At 72.4% G+C, this 13869-nt stretch carries 8 protein-coding genes and 1 riboswitch; of the genes, 4 read left to right on the top strand and 4 right to left on the bottom strand.

The window, feature by feature from the left end; genetic code table 11:
* A riboswitch (cyclic di-AMP (ydaO/yuaA leader) is annotated at positions 1 to 174 on the bottom strand.
* A gap of 289 nt (positions 175 to 463) precedes the next feature.
* Positions 464 to 2965 carry a DNA helicase PcrA gene (gene pcrA, locus ABZ192_RS15825; RefSeq protein ID WP_356925087.1) on the top strand — a complete coding sequence of 834 codons (2502 nt, stop codon included), beginning with the start codon at positions 464 to 466 and terminating at the stop codon, positions 2963 to 2965.
* Between the two features lie 50 nt (positions 2966 to 3015).
* On the opposite strand, the gene ABZ192_RS15820 is transcribed toward pcrA, so the two are convergent.
* Both ABZ192_RS15820 and ABZ192_RS15815 read right to left on the bottom strand, forming a co-directional pair.
* Positions 3016 to 4668, bottom strand: coding sequence for a M23 family metallopeptidase (locus ABZ192_RS15820; protein ID WP_356925086.1), 1653 nt, complete (start codon positions 4666 to 4668; stop codon positions 3016 to 3018).
* A 105-nt stretch (positions 4669 to 4773) separates the two neighbouring features.
* Positions 4774 to 5637 carry an alpha/beta fold hydrolase gene (locus ABZ192_RS15815; protein WP_356925085.1) on the bottom strand — a complete coding sequence of 288 codons (864 nt, stop codon included), beginning with the start codon at positions 5635 to 5637 and terminating at the stop codon, positions 4774 to 4776.
* A gap of 509 nt (positions 5638 to 6146) precedes the next feature.
* Between ABZ192_RS15815 and ABZ192_RS15810 the strand changes: the two genes are divergently transcribed.
* Positions 6147 to 6563, top strand: a complete 417-nt coding sequence (locus tag ABZ192_RS15810; RefSeq protein WP_037673345.1) for a cobalamin B12-binding domain-containing protein — start codon at positions 6147 to 6149, stop codon at positions 6561 to 6563.
* Between the two features lie 230 nt (positions 6564 to 6793).
* On the opposite strand, the gene ABZ192_RS15805 is transcribed toward ABZ192_RS15810, so the two are convergent.
* Positions 6794 to 8479, bottom strand: a complete 1686-nt coding sequence (locus tag ABZ192_RS15805; protein WP_356925084.1) for a DUF5691 domain-containing protein — start codon at positions 8477 to 8479, stop codon at positions 6794 to 6796.
* 169 nt (positions 8480 to 8648) lie between these two features.
* Positions 8649 to 10004 (bottom strand): SWIM zinc finger family protein, encoded by a 1356-nt coding sequence (locus ABZ192_RS15800; protein ID WP_356925083.1) that lies wholly within the window; start codon positions 10002 to 10004, stop codon positions 8649 to 8651.
* A gap of 145 nt (positions 10005 to 10149) precedes the next feature.
* Between ABZ192_RS15800 and ABZ192_RS15795 the strand changes: the two genes are divergently transcribed.
* Together ABZ192_RS15795 and ABZ192_RS15790 are read left to right on the top strand one after the other, a co-directional pair.
* Positions 10150 to 11325: an AAA family ATPase gene (locus tag ABZ192_RS15795; RefSeq protein ID WP_356925082.1), complete on the top strand. Its 1176-nt coding sequence runs from the start codon at positions 10150 to 10152 to the stop codon at positions 11323 to 11325.
* A 55-nt stretch (positions 11326 to 11380) separates the two neighbouring features.
* Positions 11381 to 13810, top strand: a complete 2430-nt coding sequence (locus tag ABZ192_RS15790; protein WP_356925081.1) for a DUF5682 family protein — start codon at positions 11381 to 11383, stop codon at positions 13808 to 13810.
* The last annotated feature ends 59 nt before the right edge of the window (positions 13811 to 13869 follow it).

The raw sequence follows: 13869 nt of genomic DNA, 5'->3' as shown, positions 1-13869 counted from the left end.
ACTCCTTCCATGCTCCGCCTACCGGGTTAGCTGTCGGGTTCGGGCGGGTACATCGGAAGGGTTGCCCTACGGCCGTCTCCGCGAAGGGAGTCCGGCCGATTCACCCCAGAGTTCTCGGTTGGGTCCCCGGCTCCGGCTGCCGCTGCGGCACACCGGACTCGGCGGAGGCCGCGCGGCCCGGCGACGTTCGCCGGTGGGGGTCGTGCGGCCTGCCCGCACGGTAGCCAACTCGTGTGGCCCTTGTGAAGGTTGATGGGTGATATGCCCGATACATTTTCGTGACCTTATCCCGGAGCGTTGCCGAGAGTGACCGGTCAAGAGGGTTTGGTCATGAGTCGTCCATGATTGTGACGCCGTAGCAGCCCGTGATCACACAGGGATGCAGGGTGACGAGGGGCTCCTTTCGGTGATGTTCTCAGGGCGGCGGCGGGCTGTCAGTGGGGCGCCCTAGACTCGGAGAGCGATGAGCAGCCTCTTTGACGACAGCTTCCTGGCGGACCTCCAGGCCCAGCGGGGCCCCGCGGACGAGCCCCCGCCGCCACCCGAGGACGAACACGTACCGGAGCCGGTTCCGGACGATCTGTTCGGCGGGAAGTTCGACGTGCCCCCGGACCGGGACGCCTACTACCGCGACGGCGCCCCGCGCCCGCCGGTGGACACCGCCGCCCTCCTGGAGGGGCTGAACGACAACCAGCGCGCCGCCGTCGTCCACTCCGGCTCCCCACTGCTCATCGTGGCCGGTGCCGGTTCCGGCAAGACCCGCGTGCTCACGCACCGCATCGCCCACCTGCTCGCCGAGCGGGGCGTGCACCCGGGGCAGATCCTCGCGATCACCTTCACCAACAAGGCCGCAGGCGAGATGAAGGAGCGCGTCGAGCAGCTCGTCGGCCCGCGGGCGAACGCGATGTGGGTGATGACCTTCCACAGCGCGTGCGTGCGCATCCTGCGGCGCGAGAGCAAGAAGCTCGGTTTCACGTCGTCGTTCTCGATCTACGACGCCGCCGACTCCAAGCGCCTGATGGCCCTGGTCTGCCGCGACCTGGACCTCGACCCCAAGCGCTTCCCTCCGAAGTCCTTCAGTGCCAAGATCAGCAACCTGAAGAACGAGCTGATCGACGAGGAGGACTTCGCAGCCCAGGCCACGGACGGCTTCGAGAAGACCCTCGCCCAGGCCTACGCGATGTACCAGTCGCGGCTGCGCGAGGCGAACGCCCTCGACTTCGACGACCTGATCATGACGACGGTCAACCTGCTGCGCGCCTTCCCGGACGTCGCCGAGCACTACCGCCGCCGCTTCCGCCACGTGCTGGTGGACGAGTACCAGGACACCAACCACGCCCAGTACGCCCTCGTCCGGGAACTCGTCGGCACCTCCGAGCACCCCGTCGACGTACCGCCCGAGGCCGAGGTCCCGCCCGCCGAGCTGTGCGTCGTGGGTGACGCCGACCAGTCGATCTACGCCTTCCGCGGCGCGACGATCCGTAACATCCTCCAGTTCGAGGAGGACTACCCGGACGCGACGACGATCCTGCTGGAGCAGAACTACCGCTCCACCCAGACGATCCTCAGCGCGGCCAACGCGGTCATCGAGCGCAACGAGTCCCGCCGCCCCAAGAACCTGTGGACCAACGCGGGCGCGGGCGCCACGATCACCGGCTACGTCGCCGACACCGAGCACGACGAGGCGCAGTTCGTCGCCGACGAGATAGACCGCCTCACGGACGCCGGCGAGGCGAAGGCCGGTGACGTCGCCGTCTTCTACCGCACCAACGCCCAGTCCCGCGTCTTCGAAGAGGTCTTCATCCGCGTCGGCCTGCCCTACAAGGTCGTCGGCGGCGTCCGCTTCTACGAGCGCAAGGAGGTCCGGGACGTCCTGGCCTACCTGCGGGTGCTGGCCAACCCGGAGGACTCGGTGCCGCTGCGCCGGATCCTCAACGTCCCCAAGCGGGGCATCGGCGACCGCGCCGAGGCGATGATCGACGCCCTCTCCCAGCGGGAGAAGATCAGCTTCCCGCAGGCGCTGAAGCGCGTCGACGAGGCGTACGGCATGGCCGCGCGCTCCACCAACGCCGTCAAGCGGTTCAACACGCTGATGGAGGACCTCCGCACGATCGTCGAGTCCGGCGCCGGACCGGCCACGGTGCTGGAGGCCGTCCTGGAACGCACCGGGTACCTCGCCGAGTTGCAGGCCTCCACCGACCCGCAGGACGAGACCCGGATCGAGAACCTCCAGGAACTCGCCGCCGTCGCCATGGAGTTCGAGCAGGAGCGCGGCGAGGAGGCGGAGACATCAGGGGCTGCCGCCCCGGGGGGCACGCTGTCCGACTTCCTCGAACAGGTCGCCCTGGTCGCCGACTCCGACCAGATCCCCGACGAGGAGGACGGCGACGGCGTCATCACGCTGATGACCCTGCACACCGCCAAGGGCCTGGAGTTCCCGGTCGTCTTCCTGACCGGCATGGAGGACGGCGTCTTCCCGCACATGCGCGCCCTCGGCCAGACCAAGGAGCTTGAGGAGGAGCGGCGCCTGGCCTACGTCGGCATCACACGCGCGCGGGAGCGGCTGTATCTGACGCGGTCCACCCTGCGCAGCGCCTGGGGCCAGCCCTCGTACAACCCGCCCTCCCGCTTCCTGGAGGAGATCCCGCCGGCCTACGTGGAGTGGAAGCGGACGGGAGCCACCGCGCCCGCGTCCTCCGGGCCGGTCTCCGGTGTGGCGGCCTCGCTGTCGTCGTCCCGTTCACGTTCGTCGGCGTCGGGCGCGTCCGGTTTCGCCACGCGCCGGACCTCCGAGAAGCCGGTGGTGGGGCTGGCGGTCGGGGACCGGGTCACGCACGACCAGTTCGGGCTCGGGACCGTCGTGGCGGTGAAGGGAACGGGCGCGAACGCCGAGGCGACGGTCGACTTCGGGGACACCAAGCCGAAGCGGCTGCTGCTGCGCTACGCGCCAGTGGAGAAGCTGTAAGCCGGAGAGGCCAGCCCCTGCCGGGCCGACCGGTGGGGGCTGCCGGGACGTTACGTCGGGTCGATGCCGTGGCTGCGCAGCCACGGGAGCGGGTCGATCGCCGAGCCGCCGGCCGGGCGCACTTCGAAGTGCAGATGAGGGCCGGTCGAGTTGCCGGAGTTGCCGGAGCGCGCGATCGGATCGCCGGCCTTCACGGTCGTACCGGAGGGGACCGTGTAGGTGGAGAGGTGGCAGTACCACGTCTCCGTGCCGTCCTTCGCGGTCACGATCATCATGTTGCCGTAGGCGCTGTTCCACTGCGTACGGACGGTGCCGTCGGTCGCGGCCATCACGGTCGTGCCGTACGAGACGGGGAAGTCGATGCCGGTGTGCAGGGACATCCAGTTGATGCCGGACTGGCCGTAGTAGGCGCTGAGTCCGTGCCGGGCGACCGGCAGGGCGAACTTCGGGCGCAGCCGCTCCTTGCGGGCCGCCTCCTCCGCCGCGCGCTTGCGCTCGGCCGCCTGCTGGGCCTTGAGGTCGATGCGCTCCTGCGTACGGCTGGCCCGGTCGGCGAAGTCGTCCGCGCCGGCGGCGAGGCTCTGGAGCTGCGTGTCCAGCTTGTTGTTGGCGGTGGCCGGTTTCACCGGCTGCACGTCCGCCGCTGTCGTCTGCGCCTCCGCGGCGCCGTCGTCGGAGAAGGTGCCGACGGAGGCGGCGGCGATGCCCGCGACGCCCATCACGCAGGCCGAGGGCACCGCGATGGTCAGCAGCGCCGAGCGCTTGGGCGGCGTACGGCGGCGGGAACGGGATCCGGCGCGTGCGGCCGCCCGTGAGCCGGCGCGCGGGCCGAACTCTTCCTGACCGTCCAGCAACGGGGCGACGGTGGGCAGTTCGCCGGTGGTGGCCGGCTCGCCGTCGTCCGGAGCGGGGTCGTGGTAGGCGGCACCGTCGGTTTCGTCGAATGCGGCCTGCTCGAACGTCGCGGTCTCGTGCTGCTCGAAGGTTTCGGCGTGGTCCTCGTACGCGTCGGGGGCCGGGGCGCCGGCGGCGTCGGTGTTCCACTGCGTGGCGTCGTAGGCGCCGGTGTCGAAGGCCTGGGTGCCCCATTCCCACTGCTGGGTCCGGTCGGCCGGATTGCCGGACTGGTCGGGCTGGAGCCAGGCGCCGGTGTCCCACTGCCCGGTGCTGTCCGGGGAGGTGGCCTGCGGGGGGATGACGGAGAGCGGCTGCTGCTCGGCCGTCCAGGACGTCGTGTCGTAGACGCCGGTGTCGTAGGCGGCGTGGTGCTGGGCCGCGTACGCGTCGAAATGCGGGTTGTCGTGCGTGCCGGTGGGCCAGTGGCCGGTGTCGTACGCGCCCGTGTCGTGGCCGCTGCCCGGCATGTCGCCGAAGAGGGGGTCGGCGGCGAACGTAGCGGTGGTGTGGCCGGTGGCGGCGAAACCGGTGCCGTCCGTACCGGTGGTGTCAAATCCGGTGGCGGCGTAGTCGCCGTACGTGGTGAAGTCGCCGTACTGGGCTTCCTGGGTGCCGTACGACGCGTAGTGCGCCGAGTCGGCGTCGGAAGCCGGAGCCGGGGTCATGGTCCCCGACGGGTGACGGTCGTTCACCAACTTCTCTTTCGCCTCGACAACAGGGGCTGCCAGAGCAGTGCGGCGACTGTACCCGGCGGTACGCGGGCACGACAATCTTCGGCAGGTTTCGCGCGCGCAGGAAACGGGCATTCGGCCGTGATTTGGCGGACGGCGGGCACGGGTTTGGCCCTGTGTTCGAAGTTTGTTCGAGGCCGATCGGTGCTTGGACGCTGTGTGCCCGCTGTATGACGAGTTTCAGGCCACGGTCAGACCGCCGGTCCTGCCGACGGCCGGTTCACCCTCGTGGGCCGTGTCGAGAACCTGCCGTATTCCGTTGGCGACGGCGGGGTGCACCGGCAGGGCGAGATGACCGATGCCGGTCACCTGCACGTTCTGCGCCGTCAGATCGGGATGGTCGATGCAGGCCGTCTCCAGCGGGTCCATCACATGGTCGAGGTCGCTCCAGAAGCTGACGAAGTGCGTACGGCAGCCCGGGGCCGGCCGAGTGAGCTCCTCGAGCACCGGTGAGCCGGGGCGCATCTGGCGCACGATGGGGTGCGCGTTGGCCAGGGGCACCACCCGGGTGCCCGAGTGCGGCGTGCCGAGTGTCACGAGAGTGCGCACGCGCGTGTCGCCGCCGAGCCGCTGCACGTAGTAACGCGCTATCAGGCCGCCGAGGCTGTGCCCCACGACGTCGACCCGCTGGGCCCCGGTGCGCTCACAGACCTCTTCTATATGGCGGCCGAGCAACTCGGCCGCGGCGCGTATGTCGCAGGTGAGCGGCGAGTAGTTGAGGGACTCGATCTGCTGCCTGCCGTGCTGGGCGAGGCTGCGGCGCAGCAGGACGAAGACCGAGCGGTTGTCGATGAAGCCGTGCAGCAGGACGACCGGGGGCTTGGCCTCCGTGGGCAGTTGGGCGGCTCCGGCCGTGGGCAGCGCCGGGGTGGGAGTCCGTCGCTCCTGCGTGATGCCGGAGGGATAGAGGAGGAGATGTCCGGCCAGAATCGCGATCTCCAGAGCCGTGGCCTTCAGGAGTGCCAGCGAGAGTCCCGCCAGGCGGCTCGGCAGCAGACGCTGGCAGAACGGAAGAAAGGGCAGAGCAGCCCTGGTGACCTTCATGGCCGACCTCCTGTCGGCACGCGGGAGGCCTGCCGCCCCCCGTATGCCCTCGTGGAAAGCAGCGGCGAAGACGGCTGATGACTGCGTGAGCGGCGTGAGCCGCGGGGAAGGAGCGCGGCTCGTGGCGCATGTGACGCCAGTGATGCGGCGAGGTCCCCTGCCGGTGTGGCGGCGAGGCTCCCCGCTGGTGCGCCGTGTCTGCCCTGCGTGCTGTGCGTGCCCTGCGTGTCCCGCGTGCCTTCGCCGAAGTGCCGTACCGCCGCTGTGCGTGGTGGGTGGGGCGGCGGTACGGCGACCTCGTCGCGGCTCCCCTTGCGCTTGTCCCATCGTGTGATTTCCCCCTCGGTCCGCATCGCGAAACTGCCGGTCGCGGGATCCTGGAGATAACGTTCGTTCACTTGCCGGGATGAATCGGGGCAGGGTGTCCGTGCGGTGCGGCGTGTACGACGAGCGCGATATGTGCGGTACTTGTCGATACGGATGGATGTAGTCGCTTCATGGAGGCAGTGATGGGTGTGGCAGCCGGTCCGATCCGCGTGGTGGTGGCCAAGCCGGGACTCGACGGCCACGATCGCGGGGCCAAGGTCATCGCGCGGGCGCTGCGCGACGCCGGTATGGAGGTCATCTACACCGGGCTCCACCAGACTCCCGAGCAGATCGTCGATACGGCGCTCCAGGAGGACGCCGACGCGATCGGGCTGTCCATCCTCTCCGGCGCGCACAACACGCTCTTCGCCGCGGTGATCGACCTGCTCAAGGAGCGGGACGCGGAAGACATCCTGGTCTTCGGCGGCGGGATCATCCCAGAGGCGGACATTCCCCTGCTGAAGGAAAAGGGCGTCGCGGAGATCTTCACGCCCGGCGCGACGACGGCGTCGATCGTGGACTGGGTCCGGGCGAACGCGCGCCAGCCGGCCGGGGCGTAGGCCTCCGGCGGTGGTGCCGGGGGGTGTGCCGGTGGTCCGGGGGTTTGTCTGCCGGTGATGATCGTCTGCCCGGGGTGTTGTCTGCGGGTGGTTTGTCTGCGGCTCGTTACGGTCTGCCTGCGGGTGGTTATGGTCTGCCGGGGCCGGGGCCGGGGCCGGGGCCGGGGCCGGGGCCGGGGCCGGAAGCGGAGCCGGTGGGTGGCCACCGGGCTCCGTGACGCGGGCCCGGGTCAGGAAGTGTTCAGCTCCTCCGTCATCGCCGCGCGCAGGCGCAGCGTCGTGACCAGACGCTGGAAGGCCTCCGCCCAGTAGCCGCCGGCGCCGGGAGACGCGTTCTCCGGCTCGTCCGGTACGGCCAGCAAGGCGTCGAGTCGACCGGCCTCGGACGGGTCCAGGCAGCGCTCGGCCAGGCCCATGACTCCGCTGAAACTCCATGGATAACTCCCTGCGTCCCGCGCGATGTTGAGCGCGTCCACCACCGCCCGGCCGAGCGGCGGCGCCCAGGGCACCGCACACACTCCGAGCAGCTGAAACGCTTCGGACAGGCCGTGCGTCGCGATGAAGCCGGCCACCCACTCGGCCCGCTCGGCGGCGCCCAGCGTGCCGAGCAGCTTGGCGCGTTCGGCCAGGGACACCGCGCCCGGGCCGCCCGCTTCCGGTGCCGAGGGCTCTCCGAGCAGCGCGCGCGACCACTCGGCGTCCCGTTGGCGCACGGCGGCCCGGCACCACGCCGCGTGCAGTTCGCCCTGCCAGTCGTCCGTGACCGGCAGCGCCACGATCTCCCGGGGTGTCCGCCCGCCCAGCCGCCGCGACCAGGTCCCGAGCGGGGCCGCCTCCACCAACTGGCCGAACCACCACGACCGTTCCCCGCGCCCGGCGGGCGCCTTCGCCACGACGCCGTCGCGCTCCATGCCGGGATCGCACTCGTGCGGCGCTTCGACGGTGATCGTCGGCGTGGCCACGGTGGATCCGGTGGCCGGGGAATGCTGGGTGGGCTGGGTGGGCTGGGTGAGCTGGGTGGGTTGCGTGTGGTCGATGGCGACGCACGCCTCCGCCCTGAGCGCCATACGCGCCGCGAGCGCCGAACCGGGCAGCGCCGACAGCAGCTCGGCCGCCGTCGCCCGGACGTTGCGGCTGCGGTCGGCCAGGGCCTGTTCCAGGAACGGCTCGTCGTCCGGTCCCAGGCCCGTGCGTAGCGAGTCGAGGAACATCAGCCGGTCCTCGGCCCGTTCCGTGGCCCAGGTCGTCGCGAGCAGGTCGCGCGCGGCAGCCGGTTCGCGGGAGCGCAGGGCGGACAGGAGGGCGACCCGTTCGGCGAACAGGCCCTCCTGCCACAGCTGCCGGATGCTGTCGGCGTCATCGAGATGCGGAAGGGCCGCTCCGCCGCCCGGTGTCGAGCGCAGGGCGAACCGCCAGTCCGGGTTCAGCCGGGCCAGCCACAGGGCCCGCGGCCCCGCGAACTCCAGTGCCGCCGGACGCAGGTCCGTACGCCCCCGGGCCGCGTCCAGCAAGGCCGGCAGCAGTTGCGGAGGCGGAGCAAAGCCACGGGCGTTGGCCGCCGCGAGCCACTGGGGCAGCAGCTCCGTGAGGTCGGGCGCGGCGCCCCGACGGCCGCCGCCGGACGCGCCGGAGCGGTCGGCCAGCAGTATCGAGAGTCTGCGGGCGGCCGCCTGCGGCAGAGGCGGACGCGGGTCCTCCGGGGCCGGTTGCGGACGCTCCGCCGCCCGCGCCGGACGCAGACCGGCCCGTCGCCGTACGGTCTCCACGGCCGCCGCGTCCAGCAGGGCCACCGGTGCCTCCGGGCCCGGCCCGGTGCTCGGTGGCGTGCGCCGGTCCGTGCCCAGCAGTGCCGTGGTGACGAGCCCCTCCCAGGCGCCCGTCGCGGGCGCGGCCACAGGAGCGGAGGTCCTGGTCATGAGCTTCCTTTCCGTGGGGCGCCCGGGGGTGGTTGAAGGCTCACCCTTACCGGTTGTCCCGGGATGCCTGAAAGATTCGTGGATTCGAGGGGAAGGCGGGTCGGGCCGGAGGAGCCGGGCCGCCGTCGCCGACGCCGGCGTGCGTGATGGCGTCTGAGGCGGCGCCGGCTCAGCACAGGGCTGTCGCCTCACCCGGGCCTTCCGGCCACGCCGTCAGCGGAGTGAACCCCTGGTGGCCGCATTCGCCGAAGACCCGGACCGGGGCACCGCCCGACAGCGCGACGAGCCGCCACAGGCCCGGCCGGGAACGCGCGGCCGGTGTGAGCGGCAACGCCGCGTCCTCGTCCGCGTCCGCCAACTGCCAGGAGTCGCCGTCCGGGATGGGGACGACCCGGTCCAGCGTCATGGGGACGGATTCCAGCCACGGATCGTCGCGCAGGGCGTCGCCGTAACGGGCGGCGGCCTGGGACGTCGTCATCCCCCGCGGACGTATCGCCGTCGGCGCGGGCGGGGCGAACTGTTCGCCCAGGGCCACCCGCGGCTGCCCGGCACCCGGGTAGGCGCACACCTCGGCATCCAGGGACAGCCCGACCGGCAGCGCCAGCTCCGGGGCGCGGCCGGCCGCGCCGTAGGAGAGGAGCAGTACGGTGCGGTCCGAGTCTGCGCCGTACAGCCAGATCCGGCGGGTCGTCAGGCGGGTGTCCACCGTGTCGTACTGGGCGAGCACCAGCCAGCGGTCCCGCACGGGCGGTCCGTCCGCGGAGCCCGGCAGACCGATGCGGGAGCGCACCGTCGCCGCGAGGGCGTCGGGCAGCCGCTCGCGGCGCAGCCAGCCCTGGCCGAGGAGATGCAGCAGCGCGCACTCCTCCAGCAGCCGCACCGGCCAGCCCGGGCCGGTGGACGGTATGATCCCCAACTCCCTGACGCGCGAGGCCAGGCCCTGGGCCTGGGCGTCGACCATGCGGGCCGCCGTCTCCTCCCACAGGCCGTAGCCCGACTGCTCCGCCGAGGCCAAGCCGCCGCGCAACAGGTCTGTCAGGCGCTGCTCCAGCTCCACCGCGCCCGCCGTGACCCGCTCGGCACGGCGCTCCGCCCGGCGCCGCGCCGCCTCCGGATCAGCGGACCCGGACGGCGAACCGGAGCTGTCCCCGGCCTTCTTCTCCTCCGCGCGCTTGCGCCGCCCCGCCATCCACTGCCCGGCCCACTCCGGCGCCTCTCCCGTCGGCACCGCTCCCTCGCCGCCCGCCCAGAGCAGCAGCAGCCCGACCGCGTGCTTGCACGGGAACTTCCGGCTCGGGCAACTGCACTTGTACGCGGGCCCGGAGGCGTCCGCGATGTCCACGACCGTCTGATACGGCTTGCTTCCGCTGCCCTTGCACAGCCCCCACACCGTCCCCTCGTCGGAACTGCCCGCCTCGGACCACGGCCCCGCCGCGCCGAGTTTGCTTCCCGCTTTGCGTGATGCGGCGTCAGGCGCCAGTGCCAGCACCTGGTCCGCAGTCCAGCGCACCCCCTGCTGAGTCATGTCATCGAAGGTAGATCCCACCACTGACAATCGGGTCCGCGAGCGGCTTCGACGGGGCGTTTTCGCAGGTCAGAACGCATTGTCAGTGGTGTGGTGCAACGTGGATGCCAGATCCGAACCGGCCGAGCTGGAGGGGGACTCAGCCATGCCTGTGTCCGTAGAACCGACGTCCGTCGACCCGAGCCAGAACGGGTCCGCGCCCGCGAACGCGGGCACGGGCGCACCCGCGGACGTACCTGAGGCAGAAGCGCTGCGGCCGCACGCCGAGGACGCCTTCGCCGGTGAACTCGCCGCGCTGGCCGCGCAGGACGACCGTCCGCGTCCGGCCCGCTGGAAGCTGTCGCCGTGGGCGGTGGCGACGTACCTGCTCGGCGGGACGCTGCCGGACGGCACGGTGGTCACACCCAAGTACGTCGGCCCGCGCCGCATCGTCGAGGTCGCCGTCACCACGCTCGCCACCGACCGCGCCCTGCTCCTGCTGGGCGTGCCCGGCACGGCGAAGACCTGGGTCTCCGAGCATCTGGCCGCAGCGGTCAGCGGCGACTCCACCCTGCTGGTGCAGGGCACGGCCGGCACACCGGAGGAGGCCATCCGGTACGGCTGGAACTACGCGCAGCTGCTCGCCCACGGCCCGAGCCGCGACGCCCTCGTGCCCAGCCCGGTCATGCGGGCCATGGCCGAGGGCATGACCGCCCGCGTCGAGGAACTGACCCGCATCCCGGCCGACGTGCAGGACACCCTCATCACGATCCTGTCCGAGAAGACGCTGCCGATACCGGAGCTCGGCCAGGAGGTGCAGGCGGTCCGCGGCTTCAACCTGATCGCCACGGCCAACGACCGCGACCGCGGGGTCAACGACCTGTCCAGCGCCCTGCGCCGCCGCTTCAACACAGTGGTGCTGCCGTTGCCGGAGAGCCCCGAGGCCGAGGTCGACATCGTCTCGCGCCGGGTCGACCAGATCGGCCGCTCCCTCGACCTGCCGGCCGCGCCCGACGGCCTCGACGAGATCCGCCGCGTGGTCACGGTCTTCCGCGAGCTGCGCGACGGGATCACGACCGACGGCCGGACGAAGCTGAAGTCGCCGAGCGGCACGCTGTCCACGGCCGAGGCGATCTCCGTCGTCACCAACGGGCTCGCCCTGGCCGCCCACTTCGGCGACGGCGTGCTGCGGGCGGGCGACGTGGCCGCGGGCATCCTCGGCGCGGTGGTCCGCGACCCGGCGGCCGACCGGGTCATCTGGCAGGAGTACCTGGAGACCGTGGTCCGTGAGCGGGACGGCTGGAAGGACTTCTACCGGGCCTGCCGGGAGGTGAGCGTGTGAGCGGCGTGGGGCGGGGGGTCGGGTGCGGGACCGGCATGCGAGGGGAGGGGACCAAGTGACGGGCTTGGAAGAAGCCGTGAGCCGGGCGGCCGGGGCGGGGCCGTTGTTGCTCGGGGTGCGGCATCACGGGCCGGGGTCGGCACGGGCCGTGCGGGCGGCGCTGGAGGAGGCCCGGCCGCGGGTCGTGCTGATCGAGGGGCCGCCCGAGGCCGATGCCCTGATCCCGCTCGCCGCCGACGAGGAGATGCGGCCGCCGGTCGCCCTGCTCGCCCACGCCGTGGACGAGCCCGGCCGCTCGGCGTTCTGGCCGCTGGCCGAGTTCTCCCCGGAGTGGGTCGCCCTCCGCTGGGCCCTGGAACACGACGTCCCGGCCCGCTTCATCGACCTGCCGGCCACGCACACGCTGGCGTGGGGGAGGCAGGAGGACGAGGCGGGAGTGGAGGGTGACTCTCCGCTGGATGCCGAGACGGCGGACAGCGAGGGTGACTCGGGACCGGGACCCGGTCATGGACCCGAACCCGGCCCCGGACCCGCCGACGTACGGATCGATCCGCTCGGTGTGCTCGCCGAGACCGCCGGCTACGACGACCCGGAGCGGTGGTGGGAGGACGTCGTGGAACACCGGGGCGTGGGGAAGGGGGACGCGCTCGCGCCGTTCACGGTGCTCGAGGAGGCGATGGGGGCGCTGCGGGAGACCTACGGCAGCGGGGGACACGACCGGGACCTGGTGCGTGAGGCCTACATGCGGCTCCAGCTGCGGGTCGCGCAGCGGGAGTTCGAGGACGGCGTGGCCGTCGTGTGCGGGGCGTGGCATGTGCCCGCCCTGCGCCGGAAGACCACCGTCACCGCCGACAAGGCCCTGCTCAAGGGGCTGCCCAAGGTCAAGACCGACATGACGTGGGTGCCGTGGACCCACCGCCGGCTGTCCCGGGTGAGCGGCTACGGGGCCGGCATCGACTCGCCGGGCTGGTACGGGCATTTGTTCAGCGCCCCGGACCGGCCGGTCGAGCGGTGGATGACCAAGGTGGCGGGCCTGCTGCGCGCCGAGGACCGGCTCGTCTCCTCCGCGCACGTCATCGAGGCCGTGCGGCTGGCCGAGACGCTCGCTGCGATGCGGGGCCGTCCCCTGCCCGGCCTGAGCGAGACGACCGACGCCGTGCGGGCGGTGATGTGCGAAGGCTCGGACGTGCCGCTGGCGCTGGTGCGGGACCGGCTGGTCGTGGGGGACGTGCTGGGCGAGGTGCCGCCGACGGCCCCGGCGGTTCCGCTGCAGCGTGACCTCGCCCGGCTCCAGCGCCGCCTGCGGCTGAAGCCGGAGGCGCTTGAGCGGGAGCTGGAGCTCGACCTGCGCAAGGAGACCGACGCCGCCCGCAGCAGGCTGCTGCACCGGCTGCGGTTGCTCGGCGTCGCGTGGGGCGAACCGGCTGCCTCGCGGGGCAGCACGGGCACGTTCCGCGAGACGTGGCGGCTGCGCTGGGAGCCCGAGCTGTCGGTGCGGGTCGCCGAGGCCGGTGTGTGGGGGACGACCGTCCTGTCCGCCGCGACCGCCAAGGCCGAGGCGGACGCCGTCACCGCGCAGGGGCTCGCCGAGGTCACCGCACTCGCCGAGCGCTGTCTGCTGGCCGAACTGCCCGACGCCCTGCCGACGGTGATGCGGATCCTCGCCGACCGGGCGGCCCTCGACGCGGACGTCGGCCGGCTCGCCGAGGCGCTGCCGGCCCTGGTCCGCTCCCTGCGCTACGGCGATGTGCGCGGCACGGACACCGGGGCCCTGGGAGAGGTCGCTGCAGGTCTGGCCGAGCGGGTCTTCGTCGGGCTGCCTCCGGCCTGTGCCGCACTCGACGCGGACGGCGCCGAGGAGATGCGGCGCCATGTCGACGCCGTGCACGGGGCCGTGGGACTCCTGGGAGACGCCCCCGCGGCGGGACGAGGCCGCCTGAGAGCCCGCTGGCAGTCGGTGCTGCGGGTGCTGTGCGGGCGGGACACCGTACCCGGAGTGATCAGGGGGCGGGCCGTCCGGCTCCTGCTGGACGACGGGGAGTTGGCGCAGGACGAGGCGGCGCGCCTCATGGGGCTCGTCCTGTCGCCGGGCACACCGCCGCCGGACGCCGCCGCGTGGATCGAGGGCTTCGTCGGAGGAGGCTCCGGGGGCGGGATGCTCCTGGTGCACGACGAGCGGCTGCTCGGGCTGGTCGACGCGTGGCTGACCGGGGTGCCGCCGGAGGCGTTCACGGACGTGCTGCCCCTGCTGCGGCGGACGTTCTCGGCGTACGAGCCCGGGGTGCGGCGGACCCTCGGCGAACTGGTCCGGCGCGGGCCGGGGGCCGGGAGCGGTGCGACCGGGGCCGGCTCCGGCATACCCGGCTTCGCGGCGGAGCTCGACCCGGTGCGAGCGGACGCCGTGCTGCCGGTCCTGCGGCTGCTGCTCGGGCTGGACGAAGTGGCAGGGCACATCGGCGACGAACTGGTGGGGGTGGGGGGATGACGACCGACGGACTGCGGCGGCCGGTGCCGAACGCGGAAGCGGCAGACACCGACGGGAAC

The organism is Streptomyces sp. NPDC006235, assembly GCF_040613735.1.
Lineage (GTDB): Bacteria > Actinomycetota > Actinomycetes > Streptomycetales > Streptomycetaceae > Streptomyces.
The sequence above is the reverse complement of the archived record's forward strand: the minus strand, read 5'-3'. Positions and strand labels throughout refer to the sequence as shown.